Below are 19,268 nucleotides of genomic sequence, written 5' to 3'. Positions count from 1 at the left end.
GTGTCCCCGCCGTGAGGCTCACGGGGATTGCGAAGGAGCTGAATCATGTACGTCGCGGGCTTCGTCATTCCGGTGCGGGAGGACAAGATGGAGGCCTATCGCCGATGGGCCGAGAATGGCTCGGCCCTGTTCAGGGAATACGGCTGTCTGGAGATCGTCGAGTCCTGGGAGGACAACGTCCCCAGCGGCACGCAAACCGACTTTCGCCGCGCCGTGCATGCGAAGCAGGGCGAGAAGATCGTCTTCACCTGGCAGGTCTGGCCCGACAAGGCGACGCTCGAGGCCGCCGAAACCAGGATGGCCGGCGACAAGCGCTTCGAGGCTGCGGGCGAAATCCCGTTCGACCCGAAACGGTTGATCCTGGGCTGCTTCAAGCCGCTGCACGTCATGGGGCGCTGAGGGGGCAGAGGTGAGGTCGTAGTGGAAATATATACTGACTAACTCACCTAACTGTGACATGTGATTTGCGAAGTCCTGCAATGCGCTGAGACGTGATTGTCGGTTCTCGTGCGCCGCCTAGATGCAAGGTGTGACCCTCAGCCTGCCTCGCATGCCGAGGATTCTTTTGTGGGACCCTGAAGCAGGAAAAGACAATATGACATCGATCTCGAAGACGTTCGCGGCTTCCACTGCGACGCTGTTTGCGTCTGCGTTTCTGGTTCTGACCGCGCCGGCTGCGCAGGCAGAGGACTACTGCATCACCAACGGCGCCCAGGCCGCTCATGGCTGCGGTTTCCCGACCATGGAAGCCTGCCGGCAGGCGGCAGGTGGTATCGGCGGCACGTGCTCGCAGAGCGGCGGCGCCAAGACCGCCAACGACGCGCTCGCTTTCCAGCCGAAACAGGCCAAGCAGCCCAAGCTTCGTTCGGGTGCGCAGACCAACTCGAACTGACGCATCGGACCAGTTTCGAAACGTTGCGGCCTCCGGGATTCATCCTGGGGGCCGTAAGTTTATGACGGGGCGCGCGACGTCGCTCGCGGGCGCGTTACCGGTACCGCCCGCGAAACTCACGTGGGGACGTACCGGTCCAGGTCCGAAAGGCCCGCGAAAAACTCTTCTCGTTGCCGAAGCCGGCGATCTCCGCGATCCGCTTGATCGGCACCCGGCCGCGCATCAGCTCCTGTTTTGCCAGTTCGAACTTTGCTTCTTCCTTGAGATCGCGCAGCGAGGTGGACTCCTCGCGCAGGCGCCGATGCATGGTTCGGGTGGAGAGCGCGAGCTCGCTCGCGACGTCCTCGGCGCCGAGGACCCGTCCGCGCGCATTCCGCAGCACGCGGCGGACGCGCTCGACCAGCAGCCGGTCGCGCCGGTAGGGCAGCACGGTGAGCCGCAGCGCGCCCTTGAGCATGTTGTCGAGATCGGCGGCGCTGCGGGTCAGCGGCAGCGAAAGATAATGCTTGTCGAAGACGATGCGGGCACTTGCCGCGTCGAAGCGGAGGTTTCTGCAAAAGATGGTCGGATAGACCGAGACGTGGGCCGGCTCGGGGTGGGGGAATTCGGCGGCGCGGAGCGCGATCCTGGAATCCACCGCCCAGCAGGAGAAGCCGAGCACGTAGCGGAACAAGGTGACCAGGCAGAATTCGCGCAAAGCCCCGAGGTCGCGCTGCTCCTGGATCGATACGCTTGCAGTCTCCTCGCCGATTTCGAGATCGAGCAGCACGTCCTCGGTGAGCAGGCGGTGATGCCGGCACCAGCGCTTCAGCGCGACCTCCAGCGTCGGCGCAGTGATCGAGGCGCGGCACAGCATGCCGTAGGAGCCCCACGGCAGCCGGCGCGAGAACCAGCCGAGCGCCTCGTCATCGAGCTCGCGCATGGCGTGGCCGGCCAGGGCCTCGAACTGGGCGGCAGTGACCCGCCCATCCGGAGAATTGACCAGGTCCGGCGCAACCTGACCCCGGCTCAACGCCTCCGCGGGATCGCGGCCATAGCGCTCGTAGGCTGCGACCACGCCGCGGACGAAGGCGGCAGGGGTGACGGCGCGGCGCGAGTTCGCGGTTGCGGCTTGAAAAGTCATGGAAAATCCTCGCCAAGTTTGGCGGAAAATGCAACCTTTTCGACCGGAGAAGGACCCGAACCTCGCTAGGTTTGGAACCAAATCACGGAGGAATCGCCTTGAACATCCCGAGCATCGATTTCGATCTGGGCGAAGACATCGGCATGCTGCGCGACACTCTCCGCGCCTTCGTGGAGGCGGAGATCACCCCGCGCGCCGCCGAGATCGAAAAGGCCAATCTGTTCCCGGCAGACCTGTGGAAACGCCTCGGCGACCTCGGCCTGCTCGGCATGACCGCGCCGGAGCAATATGGCGGCTCCAACATGGGCTATCTCGCCCATATCGTCGCCATGGAGGAGATTTCGCGCGGGTCCGCCGCCGTGGGACTGTCCTACGGCGCGCATTCCAATCTCTGCGTTAACCAGATCCGCCGCAACGGCAACGACGCCCAGCGCCAGCGCTACCTGCCCAAGCTGATCTCCGGCGAGCACGTCGGCGCGCTCGCGATGTCCGAGCCCGGCGCCGGCTCCGACGTGGTCTCGATGAAGCTGCGCGCCGACAAGCGGGGCGACCGCTACGTGCTCAACGGCTCCAAGATGTGGATCACCAATGGCGGCGATGCCGACGTGCTGGTGGTCTACGCCAAGACCGATCCGGAGGCCGGCCCGCGCGGCATGACCGCCTTCCTGATCGAGAAAGGCTTCAAGGGCTTCACCCACGGCCAGCATCTCGACAAGCTCGGCATGCGCGGCTCCAACACCTATCCCTTGTTCTTCGACGAGTGCGAGGTGCCCGAGGAGAACGTGATGGGCAAGGTGGGCGAGGGCGTGAAGGTGTTGATGTCCGGCCTCGACTATGAGCGCGCGGTGCTGTCGGGCGGCCCACTCGGGATCATGGCGGCCTGCATGGACGCTGTGGTGCCCTACATGCACGAGCGCAAGCAGTTCGGCCAGCCGATCGGCGATTTCCAGCTGATGCAGGGCAAGCTCGCCGACATGTACGCGACCTGGCAGGCGACGCGCGCCTATGTCTACGCGGTCGGCCGCGCCTGCGACCGCGCCGATCATGCGCGCAGCTTGCGCAAGGACGCGGCCGCCGCGATCCTCTATTCCGCGGAAAAGGCGACCTGGATGGCGGGCGAGGCAATCCAGGCGCTGGGCGGCGTCGGCTACACCAGCGAATTCCCCGTGGGGCGTCTCTGGCGCGACGCAAAGCTCTACGAGATCGGCGCCGGCACATCCGAGGTGCGCCGCATGCTGATCGGCCGCGAGCTGATGGCGGAGACCGCGTAAGCTCCTTCCAATTGGAATTGCCGCGGAACTGGTCCAACCTGTCCGCGGCCTCTTCAGACATCACCAGCCACGCGGGACCTGCATGCCGCTCCATTCCAGCATCGATCCTTCTTCGTCGGACTTTGCGCGAAACGCCGAGGCGATGCGCGGCCTCGTCGCGGATTTGCGCGAAAAGCTCAGCCAGGTTGCCGGCGGCGGCGGCGAGGCCTCGCGCACCCGCCACACCGCGCGCGGCAAGATGCTGGCGCGCGAGCGCGTCGACCTCCTGGTCGATCCCGGCACCTCGTTCCTGGAGCTGTCGCCGCTTGCGGCCTATGGCCTCTATGGCGGCGACGTGCATTCGGCGAGCGTCGTCACCGGGGTCGGACGCATCTCGGGCCGGGAATGCGTGATCGTCGCCAATGATGCCACCATCAAGGGCGGCACTTATTACCCGATGACCGTGAAGAAGCACCTGCGCGCGCAGGACATCGCGCGGCAGAACAATCTGCCCTGCGTCTACATGGTCGATTCCGGCGGCGCCTTCCTGCCGCTGCAGGACGAGATCTTTCCGGACGAGCGGCATTTCGGCCGGATCTTCTACAATCAGGCGCAGATGTCCTCACAAGGCATTCCGCAGATCGCCATCGTGATGGGCTCCTGCACCGCCGGTGGCGCCTATGTGCCGGCAATGTCGGACGAGAGCATCATCGTGCGCAACCAGGGCACCATCTTCCTCGGCGGCCCGCCGCTGGTGAAGGCCGCGACCGGCGAGGTCGTGACCGCCGAAGAGCTCGGCGGCGCCGACGTGCATTCGCGGCAGTCAGGCGTCACCGATCACTACGCCCAGAACGATGCCCATGCGATCGGGATCGCCCGCCGCATCGTCGGCACGCTGAAACCGTCGGTGCGGCCGAACCTCAACATGCAGAAGCCGCGCGACCCGCTGTTCGCGGCAGAGGAGATCTATGGCGTGGTGCCGGTCGACGGCCGCAAGCCGTTCGATGTCCGCGACATCATCGCCCGCGTCGTGGACGGCTCCGAATTCGACGAGTTCAAGAAGCTTTACGGCACGACGCTGGTGTGCGGGTTCGCCCATATCTGGGGCTATCCGGTCGGCATCATCGCCAACAACGGCATCCTGTTCAGCGAGAGCTCGCTGAAGGGCGCGCATTTCATCGAGCTGTGCTGCCAGCGCGGCATTCCGCTGGTATTTTTGCAGAACATTACCGGCTTCATGGTCGGCAAGAAGTACGAGGCCGGCGGCATCGCGCGCGACGGTGCCAAGCTGGTGACGGCGGTTGCAACGGCCTCGGTGCCGAAATTCACCGTCGTGATCGGCGGCTCCTACGGTGCCGGCAATTACGGCATGTGCGGGCGCGCCTATTCGCCGCGCTTCCTCTGGATGTGGCCGAATGCGCGCATCTCGGTGATGGGCGGCGAGCAGGCCTCGATGGTGCTGAGCCAGGTCCGCCGCGACAACATCGAGGCCAAGGGCGACAGCTGGTCGAAAGAAGAGGAAGATGAATTCCGCGAACCCATCCGCGCGCAATATGAGAGCCAGGGGCACCCGTACTACGCCACCGCACGCCTTTGGGACGACGGCGTGATCGACCCCGCCGACACGCGCCTCGTGCTCGGCCTTGGCCTTTCGGCGGCGTCGAATGCGCCGATCGAGCCGACGAAATTCGGCCTGTTCAGGATGTGATGCGATGGACCGCTCGATGCTCTACCGGCGTTTTCGCACCCTCCTGATCGCCAACCGCGGCGAGATCGCCTGCCGGGTCATCCGCACCGCGCGCGCCATGGGCCTGCGCACGGTCGCGGTCTATTCCGAGGCCGACCGCGACGCGATGCATGTCGCGCTTGCGGACGAGGCCGTGCTGCTGGGGCCTGCACGCGCCCGCGACAGCTATCTCAATGCCGAGCGGCTGATCGAGGCCGCGAAAAAGACCGGGGCTGAGGCGGTTCACCCCGGATATGGCTTCCTGTCGGAGAATGCCGAGTTCGCGCGGGCCTGCCTGGACGCCGGGCTGGTGTTCGTCGGCCCGACCGCCGGCATGATGACGGCCATGGGCTCGAAATCCGGCTCAAAGGAGCTGATGGAGAAAGCCGGCGTACCGCTGGTGCCCGGCTATCATGGCGAAGCCCAGGACGAAGCGACGCTTGCGAAAGCCGCGGACAAGATCGGCTTCCCCGTGCTGGTGAAGGCCTCCGCCGGCGGCGGCGGCCGCGGCATGCGCATCGTTCGCTCGGCGGCCGAGCTCGGGCCTGCGATCGTCAGCGCCAAGCGGGAGGCGCTGGCTGCGTTCGGCGACGACCGCATGCTGATCGAAAAGTACGTCGACAATCCCAGGCATATCGAGGTGCAGATCATCGGCGACAGCCACGGCAATCTGCTCTCGCTGTTCGAGCGCGAATGCACGCTGCAGCGCCGGCACCAGAAGGTGATCGAAGAGGCGCCGTCGCCAACGCTGAACGCCGCCCAGCGCGAGACGGTCTGCGCCGCGGCGCGCAAAGCGGCGGGCGCCGTGAACTATGTCGGCGCCGGCACCATCGAGTTCGTCTCCGACGGTAAGGACGTGTTTTTCATCGAGATGAACACTCGCCTCCAGGTCGAGCATCCCGTGACCGAATTGATCACGGGCATCGACCTGGTCGAATGGCAGCTGCGCGTCGCCTTCGGCGAGGCGCTGCCCTTGAAGCAGGACGAGATCCGCCTCAACGGCCATGCGATCGAAGCGCGCGTCTACGCGGAGAACCCGACCAAGAACTTCATGCCGTCGGTCGGAAAAATCTCGACCTGGCGCATGCCGGCGGAGACCGGGGGCCTGCGCATCGATGCCGGCTATCGCGAGGGCGATACGGTCTCGCCTTACTACGATGCGATGCTGGCCAAGACGATAGCGTGGGCCCCGACGCGGGACGTTGCGATCGATCGCCTGAACCGCGGCCTGGAACAGTCCGACGTCCGCGGCATCGTCACCAATATCCCGTTCCTCTCGTCGCTGATCACGCACCCGAAGGTACGCGCGAATGCGATCGACACTGGGTTCATCGAGCGCGAGCTGGCGGTGCTGACGTCGGCGGCGCCTGCGCCCGGCGAACTCGAGCTCTGCGCTGCGGTGGCCGCGATCGTCAATGAGGAGCGGCAGACCGCGCAGACCGAGGCGAGTTCGCCCTGGCAGACCTTCGGCTGGCAGCCGGTCGGCCGCCGCCAGCGCAGCTTTGCGTTCCGCGTCGGCCATGGACCGGAGCAGAAGATTGTTCTGAACTATGGCAGCGGGCCATCGACGCTGGTGATCGGCGAGCGCGAGCTGGCGTTCACCATTGCGGCGAAGGATGGCGGCTTCGATCTGTCGCTCGACGGCGTGAAATCGTCCGTGGCCGCCGTGATCGACGGCCACGAGCTGTACTTGCGGACGCGCAACGGCCGCTTCGACCTGCACTGGGTCGATCCGTTCGGCGGCGAGAGCGAGGAGCACGTCGGCGAGGACAAGATCGCCGCACCCTTGCCGGGCACGGTCGTCGCCGTGCTGGCCGAGGAAGGCGCCAAGCTCGACAAGGGCGCGCCGATCCTCACGCTCGAAGTGATGAAGATGGAGCAGACGCTGCGGGCACCCTATGCCGGCGTGCTCAAATCCATCAAGTGCGGGGTCGGCGATATTGTGCAGGAGGGCGTCGAGCTCGCCGTGGTCGAACCTTCGGGAGAGTGAGATGAGCGACGAGGTCCGCATCATCGAGATGGGGCCGCGCGACGGCCTCCAGAACGAGAAGACGCCGGTCGGCGTCGAGGCCCGCATCGCCTTCGTCGAGGCGCTGGTCGGGGCCGGCCTCGATACGGTCGAGGTCGGCGCTTTCGTGTCGCCCAAGGCGATCCCGCAAATGGCGAGCTCCGACGCCGTGCTGCGCGGCGTCAGCCACATCAAGGGCGCCGAATTCCACGTGCTGGTGCCCAACGAGAAGGGTTATGACGCCGCCCGCGCTGCCGGCGCGAAGGTGGTCTCCGTGTTTGCGGCGGCTTCCGAAGGCTTTTCGCGCGCCAACATCAACTGTACCGTCGCGGAATCCATCGAGCGGTTCAAGCCGGTGCTGGCGCGTGCCGAGGCCGATGGCGTGAAGGTGCGCGGATATATTTCCTGCGTGCTGGGCTGCCCGTTCGACGGCGAGATCAAGCCGAAGGCGGTGGCCGATCTCGCGAGCACGCTGTGGGATCTCGGCTGCTACGAGATCTCGCTCGGCGACACCATAGGCGTCGGCACGCCTGATAAGGCGAAGGACATGCTGCGCGCGGTAGCCGCCAACATCCCGCCCGCAAAACTCGCGATGCATTTCCACGACACCTACGGCCAGGCGCTCGCCAATCTCTACGCCGGAATGGAAGAGGGCGTCCGCGTCATCGATGCCGCCGCCGGCGGCCTCGGCGGCTGTCCGTACGCGCCGGGCGCGACCGGCAATGTCGCGACCGAGGATGTCGTCTACATGCTCGAAGGCATGGGCGTCAGGACCGGCGTGGATATGGAGAAGCTGCTGGCGGCGACCAATGCGATGAGCGGCGTTCTTGGCAAGCCGCCGGTGAGCCGCGTGGCGTCCGCGTTGAATGCGAAGAAGAAGCGCGCTGCCTCCTAGTTCTCCGTCGCTGCGAGCGCAGCGGTCGCGGTAGGGACGCTCATTGCTGGGCGCCCCCCGCACAGATCCGTACGTGCGGCTTTCCCGCATACGGCTCCCACCTCGGGTGAGTAGCGGTGAAGCGTGTTCGGGGCCAAGGATGGAGGATTTGTGGCTTGGGGAGCAAGTCGGAGGCAAGCCGCGCGACCCGCTGCCACGTGGTCCCGTCAATCTGGCTGCGGCGCCGAAGCATCCGCCTCCATTGTTCGGTGACGAAGTAGCGGAAGGCGCTGAGCGCTCGGCTGTTGGTCGGTACCGCGTGGTAGTTGAAGTACCCGGTAACGACCTGCCGCAGCCATTTGCCCTGTTCGAGCACCGACTGGTGCATACGCCGTCGCATTCCCTGCTTCACGGCTTGCAGTTTCGCCCGCATGCGGTCTTTGCGAGACTTGCGCCTGATCTGGAACTTGCCTTGCTTGGATCGGCTGCAGATGAAGGTGAAGCCGAGGAAGTTGAAGGTCTCCGGCTTGCCGAGCCCGCGCCGCCTGCGGTTGTCCTCCGCATGACGTCCGAACTCGATCAGCCGGGTTTTCTCAGGGTGCAGTGACAGCGCGAACTCCTGCAGCCGTTTGCGCAATTCTTCGAGGAAGTGCCGGGCCTCATTCTCATGCTCGAAGCCGACGATGAAGTCGTCAGCGTAGCGCACGATGATCATGTCACCCGCGGCCTCGCGCCGTCTGAAGCGTTCGGCCCACAGATCGAGGGCATAGTGCAGGTAGATGTTGGCAAGCAGCGGCGAGATCACCGCCCCTTGTGCCGTCCCCTGTTCGCTGACCCTGACCGTTCCTTCTTCGAGAACACCCGCCTTGAGCCATTTGCGGATCAGACGGATGATACGCTGGTCGCCGGTCCGATGTTCGACGAAGCGGATGAGCCATTCCTGGTCCACCATGTCGAAGAACGAGCGGATATCGGCGTCAACAATGAAGTTCACCCGCCGGCTCTCGATTCCGACCAGCAGCGCATCCATCGCATCGTGCGCGCTGCGCCCGGGCCGGAACCCATACGAGAACCCGAGGAAGTCCTCCTCGTAGATCGCGTTGAGCACCGTAGCGGTTGCCCGCTGAACGATCTTGTCCTCGAGGGACGCAATCGCCAGCGGTCGCTGCCGCCCATCCTGCTTCGGGATATGGACCCGCCGCGACGGCTGCGGCCGGTACGCTCCCCGGTGAACACGAGCATGCAGGTCCTCAAGATTGGCCTTGAGGTCTTGCTCGTAGTCCCGCCACATCATTCCGTCCACACCCGGCGCGGCATGCTTCTTCAGCGCGAAGAACTCCGCCTCGAGCAGTTCAGGCGTGATGTGGTGAAGCAGCGCAGTGAACCTCTCCTTCTTCCTTTCCCTTGCAGTTCGCCGTATGCGTTCCAACGCCTGTGTCACGCTTGTCCGGCTCGGCGTCCGGGGCGTGCTTTGCTGGTCCGCATTCCCCTTGGTCGCGGCCCTTCGCTCCACCAACTCCTCCGCGGATCGCTCCGCTTCGTTCGCAGGCTTCGACGCTACTACGGCCGCGTCCGACTTCCCGCATCCGTTCGTCATCGGCTTTGGCTCCTCGCCTTCCCGATGCGGACCTTGGGGGCATGTTGCCATCGGTCAGATGCGGGACCTCCCAGGTTCCGACGCGGTCCTTTGCTGCGTGATGGGGTCTTCGACCACGGCAGAGCGTCAGCGCCTCGCATAACGGCGCCGCACATGTTGCCTTCGACGTTGCTTACCGGCTCGGCCTCTGCGAGTTTCTGTCTTTCGCGGCTCAATAGCCCACCCCACAGCATCGTTGTGTACGCTTCGCAGCCGCCGTTGCCGACGGCCACGCAACACTCACTACCGGGCGCTCGCTACCGCTTACCCGGACCGGACTTCCACCGGTTGGACCACGCCAGCTTGCCTGGCGCACAAGCAATCCAGAGTCCCTCCGGGGAAAGTTTCTGGATTGCATCGTCGCAAGGGCTGCTCGCAATGACGACAGAGACAGCTTTCGTCAGGCCGCCTTCAGGCCGACATCGGGCAGCTGCGGCCGGTTCTTCAGTGCCTTGACCATCATGGCCTCGACCTCGGCCTTCTCCTGCGGCAGCAGTGCGAGGCGTGGTGGGCGGGTCAGCGCGGTGCCGCGGCCCATGATGTGCTCGCAGAGCTTGATGCACTGGACGAGGTCCGGGCGGGCATCGAGATGCAACAGCGGCATGAACCATTCGTAGAGCGGCATGGCTTCGGCCAAGCGGCCGGCCTTGGCGAGGCGGAAAAGCGTCTCGCCCTCGCGCGGGAAGGCGTTCGACATGCCCGAGACCCAGCCCACGGCACCCATCGCGACGCTCTCGACGATGACGTCGTCGAGGCCCGCGAACAGCACGAAGCGGTCGCCGACCATGTTGCGGGTGTCGATGAAGCGCCGCGTGTCGCCCGAGGAATCCTTGAAGCAGACCACGGTCTCGACGTCGGCGAGCGAGGCCAGGATGTCCGGGGTGACGTCGTTCTTGTAGATCGGTGGATTGTTGTAGAGCATCACGGGAAGGTCGGTCGCACTGGCGACGGCGCGGAAATGCGCGGCGGTCTCGTGCGGCTTGGAGGAATAGACCAGCGCCGGCATCACCATCACGCCATCGATGCCGACGCGCGCGGCTTCCTTTGCAGTCTCGACCGCAAACGCGGTCGTGAACTCGGCGATGCCGCACAGCACGGGCACGCGGCCGTTCGCGACCGACCTGGCCGCTTCCATGATCGCGACCTTCTCCTTGCGCTCGAGCGAGGTGTTCTCGCCGACCGAGCCGCAGACGATCAGGCCGGAGACGCCGTCGCGGATCAATCCGTCCATCACCTTGGCGGTCGCGTCGATATCGAGCGAGAGATCGTCGTGGAATTGAGTGGTGACGGCCGGGAAGACGCCTTCCCAGGCAACGCGGCGGCTCATGGTTTGACTCCGGGTAAATATGCCGGCGAGGGCTGGAGCCGCCGGCAGTTGTGAAAGGGATGGCGGATGGGATTAGAGCGTCGCGCCGACCTTGCGCAGCTCGGCGAGGACGGGTGCCTTGGGCAGCCAGATCTTGTCGAACTCGGCGATGACGGCCTCGGTATCGCCGGCCGGGACCTGGCGGATCGGGATCGGCGCGTTCTTGAAGTTCTCGATCAGCGCCGGCTCGTTGCCCGCGAGCTCGTCGATCTGCGCATCCAGCGTCGACTTGATCGTCTTGGTGATCAGCTCGCGGTCGGCCGCGGGCAGCGTTTGCCAGACCCGGCCGGAGACGACCGCCGCCATCGGCATGAAGACCGCGTTCATCTGGAGAATGACCTTGGACACCTTGTCGAAACGCTGGTTCCAGGAGAATTCGAGATCGGCCTCGAGGCCGTCGACCTGGCCGTTGGCCATGGCGTCGAACACCTGCGGCGTCGGGATCGGCGTCGGCGCGGCGCCAAGCGAAGAATAGAAATCGCGATAGACCGGGGTCGGATTGATGCGCAGCTTCATGCCCTTGATGTCGGCGAGCGTGTTCAGGTCCTTGGACGAGAACACGGCGCGCATGCCGGTGATGCCCCAGCCGAGGCCGATCGTGCCGGTCTCCTGCGGCAGCACCTCGAATAGTTTCAGGGCCGCCGGATGCCGCACGAATTTCGCCACCGCCGGGGTCGATCGGACGATGTAGGGCGCGTTGATCGCCGCGACATGCGGCACGCGCGAGCCGAGCTCGGCCGCCTGGATGAAGCCCATGTCGAGCGCGCCAGACTGCAATTGCTGCATCATCGCGGGCTCGTTGCCGAGCTGGCCGGAGTGGAACACGGTCAGGGTCAGACGGCCGTTGGTTGCGGCCTTGAGCTCGTCGCCGAATTTGAGCGCGGCCTTGTTCCAGGAATGGCCGTTGGGCGTGATCAGGCCGAGGCGGAATTCCTTGGCCTGGGCGAGCGCCAGCGACGGCGCGAACACCGATGCGGCGGCACTGGCGGCGAGAAAGCGGCGGCGTGAAAGCGGCATGGTCGGGCTTCCTTTGTACGGGCCTATTTGACGAGGATCAGCGAGAGCGAGGGGTAGAGCGAGAGCAGCACGAGGAGGACGCAGGAGATGACGAAGAAGGGCAGCGTCACCATGAACATCTTGCCGGGCTTGGCGCCGGTGACGGCGGCCGCGACGAAGAAGCAGAGTCCGACCGGCGGCGACAAAAGGCCGAGCACGAGATTGATCACCACGACGACGCCGAACTGCCGGGGATCGATGTGATAGACGTCGGTTGCAACAGGCAGCAGAATCGGCACCGTCATGATGAGGCCGGGAATACCGTCGATCACGGTGCCGATGATCAGCAGGATGACGTTGCAGATCAGCATGAAGCTGATCGGGTCCTTGGCGGCGGACTGGATCCAGCCGGCGGTTTCCTGCGGCACCTTGCCGAAGATCAGAACCCAGGAGAACACGGCCGCGGCGGCAACGAGGAACAGCACGATCGCCGAATAGATGCCACTGCGCAGCATCATCTGCGGCAGCTGCGAGAACTCGAACTCCCTGGTCCAGTATTTGCCGACGAGCGCCGCGGCAACGGCCCCGACGGCAGCGGATTCCGTGGCGTTGGCGAGGCCGCTCAGAATCGTGCCGACGATGACGATCGGGATCAGCAGCGTCGGCGAGGTCCGCAGGATCGTCATCAGGCGCTGCCGCGGCGTCTGATAGTCGGCTCGCGGATAGTTGTACATGTATCCCATCAGCGCGATGACGAGGCAGAACATCACGGTGAGGATGACGCCCGGCACGATGCCGGCGATCAGCATGTCGCTGACCGAGACCTGCGCCAGCACGCTGTAGACCACGAACATCACCGAGGGCGGGATGATCGGGCCGAGCATGCCGCCATAGGCGGTGAGGCCCGCCGCGAAGGTCTTGTCGTAGCCCTTCTTCTCCATCTCGGGGACCATGATCTGAGCCATGATCGCGACCTGCGCGGTCGCGGAGCCCAGGATGGAGGAGATGAACATGTTGGCGAGGATGTTGACGTAGGCGAGCCCGCCCTTGAGCGAGCCGACGAAGGCCATCGCCATGTCGACGATGCGCCGCGTGATGCCGCCGCCGTTCATGATCTCACCGATCAGGATGAACAGCGGAATCGCGATCAGGCCGTAGCTGTCGACACCGCCGAACAGCTGCAGCGGATAGGACTGGAACAGCACCGGATTGCCGGAGGCGGCGATGTAGACGAGGCCGGCAAGGCACAGGCAGAGCCCGATCGGCACGCCGACCAGCATGAACGCGACGAAGGCGGCGGACGTGACCATCAGTTGACCCCGTCGAGCTCGGAGAGCTGGAAGCCTTTCGGCGGCGTGCGCGGCACCAGCTCGAGATCTTCCAGCAGATTGGCGAGGCCGTGCACGGTCATCGACACCGCAAAGATCGGCAGCGTCAGATAAAGCACCCAGGTCGGCCAGTTCAGCGTCTGGGTGTGCTCGGTGTAGAGGAAGTTGAAGGTTTCAGCCGCGAGCTTGCGTCCGTCGAAGCCCGCGCGCGCGAGCCCAACCGGGTCCATCCAGAGCACGCAGGTGATGGTCAGGGCGACGCCGAACACGACCACAAGGCCGGTCGAGATCACCTTGGCGATCTTCTGGTGCTGGGGTGATAGCCGCTCCGTCAGCATCGTCACCGCGAAATCGAGCCGCAGCCGCGTCATCGCGGAGGCCCCGATGAAGGTCAGCCAGACCACGCAATAAACAGCGCATTCATCGATCCAGTAGATCGGAAAACGCGCGTAGCGGGTGACGACGTTCACCAGGATCAATCCGGTGAGCAGATACATCAGTCCCATCAGCGCCAGACGCTCGAAGGCGAGCAGGGCGCTCGACATCCGGACGATCGTACGTCGGAGGCTGAGTGCGCGCGTGGCCGGCATGGTCTGCTCGATCATGAAAGAGGCCCCAACCCCGAAGATTTGTCGTGCGATGGCCAAATGTATAATTTATACAATTTGAGAGTCAAACGGAGATTGCGGTCAAATCGGCGGCAGGGCGCGCTTTTGTTGGGCAGCTCAACATGCAAGACAGGGACCGCTTGGGACGGACGAGTCGGCAAGCAGGACGGAAGGTCAGATGAAACAGCCCCTGAAGCATCGCACCCTGTCGGCGGCAATCGTCGACCAGCTCAGGCAGGCGATCCTCGACGGCACCTATCCGGCCGGATCGCAGCTGCGCCAGGATGCGCTCGGGGATGCCTATGGTGTTAGCCGTATCCCGGTGCGCGAGGCGCTGTTCCAGCTCGAGGCCGAGGGCCTGGTGCGGATCGTGCCGCAGAAGGGCGCCATCGTCTCGGAGCTGTCACTGGACGAGATCAACGACGTGTTCGACCTGCGCGGCATCCTGGAGCCGCGATTGCTGGCACAGTCGGCGCCACGCTTTACTGCCGACGATTTCGAGGGGCTCGACGACATCCACAAGAGCTTCGAGAAGGCGATCAAGGCGCGCAATGTCAGCGAATGGGGGCAGCTCAACGCCGACTTCCACATGGCGCTCTACGTCCACGCGCCGCAGCCGCGCACGCGCGCGATCGTCCTGTCGCTGCTGCAGACCAGCGACCGCTATACGCGGCTGCAGCTTTCCAACACCAAGGCGATGGGGATTGCCGAGAAGGAGCACGCCCAGTTGATCGCGCTCTGCCGCGCGCAGAAGGTGGAGGAGGCCTGCCGCTTCCTGGAGCGGCACATCGAGGCCGTGCGCAAGGATCTGCTGCAAGTGGTGGCGAACGCGCCGAAGGCGCGGCGGAAGGAGAAATCGTAGGGTGGGAAAAGGCGCGTAGTTCGTAGTGTGCGTCAGCCCTGCAGATGCGCGAAGCGAATCTACAGGGCGCAACCCAGCCTACCGCAGTTTTGGTGTCGCTACCTGCTCCCGTCCGGCCCCATCACGAGGTCCGGCAGCCAGGTCGAGATTTCAGGCACGAAGCACAGCAGCAGCACCGCCAGCATCATCAGCAGCACGAAGGGCAGGGTGCCCCAGATCACATCGCGCAGGGGAATATCCGGCGCGACGTTGCGGATGACGAAGATGTTGAGGCCGACGGGGGGATGGATCAGGCCCATCTCCATCACGATGGTCATGACCACGCCGAACCAGATGATGTCGAAATTGGCGGCGCGTAACGGCGGCAGGATGATCGGCGCCGTCATCAGGATGATCGAGACCGGCGGCAGGAAGAAGCCGAGCACGACGACCATGACGAGGATCGCGAACAGCAGCTCCCAGCGCGGCAGGTGCATGGCGACGATGGATTCGGCGACGGATTGCGAGATGTGCAGATAGCTCATCACGTAGGAATAGAGCAGCGACATGCCGATGATCATCATCAGCATGGTCGATTCCCGGATGGTCGACGTCATGATCGGGGCGAGGTCGCTCGGCCGCCACACGCTGTAGATCGCGGCGATCAGCGCCAGCGCCAGGAGGCCGCCGAGGCCCGCTGTCTCTGAGGGCGTGGCGTAGCCGCCATAGAGGGCGATCATGACGCCGGTCAGCAGCAGCACGAACGGGATGACGCGCGGCAGCACGCTGAAGCGTTCAGCCAGCGTGTACTCGTCGCGGGTCAGGATCGCCGCCTGGGGGCCGCCGTTCTTGTAGATCGCCTCAGCCGCCTTGTATTCCTGGCGGAAACGGATCACGGCATAGGCGCCGAACAGCGTGACCAGCAAGAGGCCGGGACCGATGCCGGCAAGGAACAGCCGACCCAGCGACTTTTCGGCGGCGACCGCGAACAGGATCATGGTGATGGACGGCGGCAGCAGGATTCCGAGCGTGCCGCCGGCGGCGATGATCCCTGCGGCAAAGCCGCCGGAATAGCCGCGCTTGCGCATCTCGGGAATGCCGGCCGAGCCGATCGCCGAGCATGTGGCGGGCGAGGAGCCCGCCATCGCCGCGAACAGCGCGCAGGCGAACACGTTGGCAACGCCAAGGCCGCCGGGGACGCGATGCAGCCAGGCGTGCAGCGCCGAGTAGAGATCCTGGCCGGCGCGCGACTTGCCGATCGCGGCGCCCTTCAGGATGAAGAGCGGGATCGACAGCAGCGTGATCGAGGCCATTTCCTCATAGACGTTCTGCGTCACCGTATCGAGCGAGGCCGCGGGCATGTAGATGCCCATGAACACGACCGCGACCGCGCCGAGCGCGAACGCAATCGGCATGCCCGAGAACATGATGACCAGCGTCGCGATGCCGTAGGCGAGGCCGATGCCGAACACGCTCATGGCCGCCGGCCTCCGGTAAAGGGCAGCGCGAGCTGCACGAGAATCTGGACGCAGAGCAGGCTCATGCCAAGCGCCATCAACGAATAGGGGATGGCGAGCGGCGGCGACCACATCGAGTTCGAGACCTGGCCGTCGACATAGGCTTCATGCGCCAGCGTCCAGGACTTCCAGCTGAAGAAGGCGCAGAACAGGAACGTCGCGGCGTCGACCAGCCACAGCCGGATCCTGTTGGCGAGCGGCGAGAGCAGGCCGACAAAGGCCTCGATGCCGATGTGACCGCGGTTCTGCTGCACATAGGCGGCCGTCATGAAGGTGGCGCCGACAAGCAGGAACACGGCCGCCTCGTCCTGCCAGTAATTGGCAGCCTTGAACAAAGCGCGGCTGAGCACGCTGTAGCTCAGGATGGCGCAGGCTGCGACCAGCGCGATCGCGGCGAACACGACGATGGTGCTGTTGAGGACGGCGAGACCGCGATCGATCGCCGCCGCAAGGCCTGTGCCCGCGCCAGCGGTCGCGTGGTCGTCACGATCCGGAAGCGGACCGTGGCTCATGCCGCAACGTCGGTAGCAAGCTTGAGCAGTTTGGCCGAGGTCGCGGTCTTGGCGCCGTAATCCTTCCACGCGGTGTCGCGGGCGATGTCGCGCCACTTCCCGACGGTCGCGGCATCGAGCGCCGAGACCTTCGCGCCGGCCTTCTCGTAGACCTTGGTCACCTCGACATCGTCGTCCTGCGCGCCCTTGCGGCCGAAGGCTTCGAGTTCCTGACCCACGGTGAGCAGGACGTCCTGCTGGTTCTTCGGCAACTTGTCGAAGATCGCCTTCGACATCATCAAGGGCTCGAGCATGAACCAGTAGGAGGCGCCTGCGCCAGATGTCAGGCACTTCGCGACCTCTTCGAGGCGGAACGAGATCAGGCTGGTGGAGGAGGTGATGCCGGCATCGCAGGCGCCGGTCTGCATCGCTGCGTAGATCTCGTTCGAGGGCACCGACAGCACCGAGGCGCCGGCGGTCTGCAGCACCATGTCCATCTCGCGCGAGCCGCCGCGCACCTTCATGCCCTTGGCATCCTCGGGCGCGACGATCGGCTTGGAGCGGCTGGCGACGCCGCCGGCCTGCCAGACCCAGGTGAGCAGGATGATGCCCTTGTCGGCGAGGAAGTCGGTCAGCGCCTTGCCGACCGGCTCCTTCTTCCAGCGCAGGCCCTGGTCGTAGGTGGTGACGAGGCCCGGCATCAGGCCAATATTGGTCTCCGGCAGCTCGCCGCCGGCGTATGGCATCGGGTAAAGCGAGATGTCGAGCGCACCCTTGCGCATCGCGGAGAACTGCGCGTTGGTCTTGATCAGCGAAGAGTTCGGATAGATCTCGGCGGCGATGTCGCCGTTGCTGCGCTTACTGACTTCGGCGGCGAACATTCGGCAGAGACGGTCGCGGAAATCGCCCTTGTCGACGGTGCCTCCAGGGAATTGATGCGAGATCTTCAGCGTGGTGGCGGCATGCGCGGTCCCGATACCGAGGCGCAAGATGGCGGGTGCGGCGACGGCAGTCGCGATCAGATGGCGGCGCGTAATCATGGTGTGATCCCCTTGGACGGTTCTTTGAACTGTTCTTGTTGGTGCGATTTGGGTCGGATCCTGTCAGACAGGCTTCGGGCCCATCCTAACCGGTCTTGCACCCGATGTTCTCTCATCTGATAGTTCGAGACCGAATGCTGCGGCAAGTGCGGGTCGTGTTGCGCTGCACACTTGCCGTTCTGCCGCTCCGGGTGCAGGCCTGATACCGCGGATGTGATTGCGGCGAATGCGCGGCCTCAAGAATTTGTGGCGCGGCCGTAACAAGTCCGCGCCCAGATCCGTCGAGATCAATTAGCGGCGTCCGTCGCTGACAAACACCATCTCGAAGGGAAGATGATCCATGACCATTCGTACCCATATCGCGCTCGGCGTCTCGGCTGCAGTTCTCTCGCTTGGCCTCGCGCTGTCGCCGGCCGCTTTTGCCCAGGACAAGATGGGCAAGGACGACGGCATGATGAAAAAGGACACGATGTCCAAGGACGGCATGAAGAAGGATGCCATGTCCAAGGACGACGGCATGAAGAAGGATCACATGTCCAAGGACGGTATGAAGAAAGACGACGGGATGATGAAGAAGAACTGATCTTCGTCGTCGGAGCGTATGCGAAAGGAAGTCCGGGGGCGGTCGATTGGACCGCCCCGAAACGATGCCCCCGTTCAACTTCAATTGAACGTGACGTACGAACGCGACTTTGTGAACGTTACTTGCGCTTGGCCTTGCGGGCGGCGTAACGGGCGTCGCGCTTGGCCTTCTGCTCGGCCTCGAGCACAGCTTGCCGCTCGGCGGCTTCCTGAGCCTCGCGGGCGATCCGCGCGGCCTCGGCGGCCTTGGCTTCTTCCTCGAGACGCTTCTGCTCGGCCTTTTCGGCCTCACGCGCGGCCTTTGCCCCGGCGCGCTTGGCCGCAAGGGCCTCGCGTTCGGCACGGCGCGCGACAACCGCCGGATCATCGGGGCCCGGCTGCGACTTGAATTTGTTCAAAAGATTTTTGCGGGCGTCCTGCGCCGCCTTTTGCCGGTCTGCGAAGCCGGGTTCCCTGAATCCACTCATCGACGAGCCTTGTCTTCCTCGCTTTCGATCTTACATCAGCGCCTGTTGGTACGTCGGCTGGGCATAGCAGGCGCAACGCGACGCAGAAGCGTGTACATCGGCGCGCGTCGCGAAGCCACCCATAATCGCAGCCGATCAGGTAGACGAAAAATCGCTCCCCCGACGATCTCTCGTAGCCCCGAAAAACTGCCGAATTGTGATGTCCCTCATAGGGGGCGCCCCGACGCAACGCCTAGCGTCCGCCCCAATTCGAGACGGAGCACGGGCATGACCATCTTCCGGCTGAGCCTCAGGGCGCTCGCACTCATCCTCGTGGTGGCGGCGCTGGCGGGTGCCACATTGCTGTTTGCCCGTCCGCAACCGATCGAGAACACCGTCCTCGGCGCCGACTGGGAGTGCAGCCAGACCGCCTTCGTGCTCACGACCTGCGCACCGCGGGCTCGCGAAGCGATTCCGGCCGTCGAAACCTCGCGCAAGGATGCGATCCGCCAGACCCGGGGCTGAACGAAGGGCCGGCCGGGAT

The 19,268-nt window shown here is 64.8% G+C and carries 19 protein-coding genes; 9 read left to right on the top strand and 10 right to left on the bottom strand.

Going from position 1 to position 19,268, the window contains the following annotated elements:
• Positions 1-45: 45 nt before the first annotated feature.
• On the top strand, positions 46-399 hold the full coding sequence (locus ACRQ5Q_RS22895) for a DUF1428 domain-containing protein (RefSeq protein ID WP_439392417.1): 354 nt from the start codon (positions 46-48) through the stop codon (positions 397-399).
• Positions 400-595: 196 nt separating this feature from the next.
• Complete coding sequence (locus ACRQ5Q_RS22890; RefSeq protein ID WP_439392416.1) at positions 596-892, top strand: DUF3551 domain-containing protein; 297 nt, start codon at positions 596-598, stop codon at positions 890-892.
• 94 nt (positions 893-986) lie between these two features.
• Here the strand turns inward: ACRQ5Q_RS22890 and ACRQ5Q_RS22885 are convergent, their stop codons facing one another.
• Complete coding sequence (locus ACRQ5Q_RS22885; protein WP_439375415.1) at positions 987-2,015, bottom strand: AraC family transcriptional regulator; 1,029 nt, start codon at positions 2,013-2,015, stop codon at positions 987-989.
• Between the two features lie 98 nt (positions 2,016-2,113).
• Here ACRQ5Q_RS22885 and ACRQ5Q_RS22880 point away from each other — a divergent pair, with 98 nt between their 5' ends.
• The 4 genes from ACRQ5Q_RS22880 (at position 2,114) to ACRQ5Q_RS22865 (ending at position 7,894) form a co-directional block, all read left to right on the top strand.
• Positions 2,114-3,286 carry an isovaleryl-CoA dehydrogenase gene (locus ACRQ5Q_RS22880; RefSeq protein ID WP_439375416.1) on the top strand — a complete coding sequence of 391 codons (1,173 nt, stop codon included), beginning with the start codon at positions 2,114-2,116 and terminating at the stop codon, positions 3,284-3,286.
• Positions 3,287-3,368: 82 nt separating this feature from the next.
• Positions 3,369-4,973: a carboxyl transferase domain-containing protein gene (locus tag ACRQ5Q_RS22875; protein WP_439392415.1), complete on the top strand. Its 1,605-nt coding sequence runs from the start codon at positions 3,369-3,371 to the stop codon at positions 4,971-4,973.
• Between the two features lie 4 nt (positions 4,974-4,977).
• Positions 4,978-6,981, top strand: a complete 2,004-nt coding sequence (locus tag ACRQ5Q_RS22870; RefSeq protein WP_439392414.1) for an acetyl/propionyl/methylcrotonyl-CoA carboxylase subunit alpha — start codon at positions 4,978-4,980, stop codon at positions 6,979-6,981.
• Between the two features lies 1 nt (position 6,982).
• On the top strand, positions 6,983-7,894 hold the full coding sequence (locus tag ACRQ5Q_RS22865; RefSeq protein ID WP_439375419.1) for a hydroxymethylglutaryl-CoA lyase: 912 nt from the start codon (positions 6,983-6,985) through the stop codon (positions 7,892-7,894).
• A 40-nt stretch (positions 7,895-7,934) separates the two neighbouring features.
• Here the strand turns inward: ACRQ5Q_RS22865 and ltrA are convergent, their stop codons facing one another.
• From ltrA to ACRQ5Q_RS22840, 5 genes are all read right to left on the bottom strand, one after another.
• On the bottom strand, positions 7,935-9,314 hold the full coding sequence (gene ltrA, locus ACRQ5Q_RS22860) for a group II intron reverse transcriptase/maturase (protein WP_439368145.1): 1,380 nt from the start codon (positions 9,312-9,314) through the stop codon (positions 7,935-7,937).
• A gap of 595 nt (positions 9,315-9,909) precedes the next feature.
• Positions 9,910-10,836 carry a dihydrodipicolinate synthase family protein gene (locus ACRQ5Q_RS22855; protein WP_439392413.1) on the bottom strand — a complete coding sequence of 309 codons (927 nt, stop codon included), beginning with the start codon at positions 10,834-10,836 and terminating at the stop codon, positions 9,910-9,912.
• Between the two features lie 72 nt (positions 10,837-10,908).
• Positions 10,909-11,892, bottom strand: coding sequence for a TRAP transporter substrate-binding protein (locus ACRQ5Q_RS22850; protein WP_439375422.1), 984 nt, complete (start codon positions 11,890-11,892; stop codon positions 10,909-10,911).
• 23 nt (positions 11,893-11,915) lie between these two features.
• Complete coding sequence (locus ACRQ5Q_RS22845; protein ID WP_439392412.1) at positions 11,916-13,181, bottom strand: TRAP transporter large permease; 1,266 nt, start codon at positions 13,179-13,181, stop codon at positions 11,916-11,918.
• Positions 13,181-13,804 (bottom strand): TRAP transporter small permease, encoded by a 624-nt coding sequence (locus tag ACRQ5Q_RS22840; RefSeq protein ID WP_439392411.1) that lies wholly within the window; start codon positions 13,802-13,804, stop codon positions 13,181-13,183. Before ACRQ5Q_RS22840 ends, ACRQ5Q_RS22845 begins: the two co-directional genes overlap by 1 nt.
• Positions 13,805-13,985: 181 nt before the next feature.
• On the opposite strand from ACRQ5Q_RS22840, the gene ACRQ5Q_RS22835 reads away from it, so the two are divergent.
• Positions 13,986-14,669, top strand: coding sequence for a GntR family transcriptional regulator (locus ACRQ5Q_RS22835; protein ID WP_439375425.1), 684 nt, complete (start codon positions 13,986-13,988; stop codon positions 14,667-14,669).
• A 98-nt stretch (positions 14,670-14,767) separates the two neighbouring features.
• Here the strand turns inward: ACRQ5Q_RS22835 and ACRQ5Q_RS22830 are convergent, their stop codons facing one another.
• From ACRQ5Q_RS22830 to ACRQ5Q_RS22820, 3 genes are read right to left on the bottom strand one after another with little or no spacing between them, the layout of a single operon-like run.
• Positions 14,768-16,126 (bottom strand): TRAP transporter large permease, encoded by a 1,359-nt coding sequence (locus ACRQ5Q_RS22830; RefSeq protein ID WP_439375426.1) that lies wholly within the window; start codon positions 16,124-16,126, stop codon positions 14,768-14,770.
• On the bottom strand, positions 16,123-16,677 hold the full coding sequence (locus ACRQ5Q_RS22825) for a TRAP transporter small permease (RefSeq protein ID WP_439375427.1): 555 nt from the start codon (positions 16,675-16,677) through the stop codon (positions 16,123-16,125). Before ACRQ5Q_RS22825 ends, ACRQ5Q_RS22830 begins: the two co-directional genes overlap by 4 nt.
• On the bottom strand, positions 16,674-17,696 hold the full coding sequence (locus tag ACRQ5Q_RS22820; RefSeq protein ID WP_439375428.1) for a TRAP transporter substrate-binding protein: 1,023 nt from the start codon (positions 17,694-17,696) through the stop codon (positions 16,674-16,676). Before ACRQ5Q_RS22820 ends, ACRQ5Q_RS22825 begins: the two co-directional genes overlap by 4 nt.
• Before the next feature lie 340 nt (positions 17,697-18,036).
• Here ACRQ5Q_RS22820 and ACRQ5Q_RS22815 point away from each other — a divergent pair, with 340 nt between their 5' ends.
• A complete protein-coding gene (locus tag ACRQ5Q_RS22815; protein WP_439392410.1) occupies positions 18,037-18,279 on the top strand; it encodes a pentapeptide MXKDX repeat protein in 243 nt (80 codons plus the stop codon).
• A gap of 118 nt (positions 18,280-18,397) precedes the next feature.
• Here the strand turns inward: ACRQ5Q_RS22815 and ACRQ5Q_RS22810 are convergent, their stop codons facing one another.
• Complete coding sequence (locus ACRQ5Q_RS22810; protein ID WP_439392409.1) at positions 18,398-18,745, bottom strand: DUF6481 family protein; 348 nt, start codon at positions 18,743-18,745, stop codon at positions 18,398-18,400.
• A 267-nt stretch (positions 18,746-19,012) separates the two neighbouring features.
• Here ACRQ5Q_RS22810 and ACRQ5Q_RS22805 point away from each other — a divergent pair, with 267 nt between their 5' ends.
• The gene (locus ACRQ5Q_RS22805; RefSeq protein ID WP_439375430.1) at positions 19,013-19,249 is read left to right on the top strand and encodes a hypothetical protein; all 237 of its coding nucleotides are present in this window, start codon (positions 19,013-19,015) and stop codon (positions 19,247-19,249) included.
• Positions 19,250-19,268 lie beyond the last annotated feature (19 nt).

Source organism: Bradyrhizobium sp. PMVTL-01 (assembly GCF_051861855.1).
In the GTDB taxonomy this organism is placed as follows: Bacteria; Pseudomonadota; Alphaproteobacteria; order Rhizobiales; family Xanthobacteraceae; genus Bradyrhizobium.
Note: the sequence above shows the minus strand (reverse complement) of the source record. Positions and strands in the feature narration are given on the sequence as shown.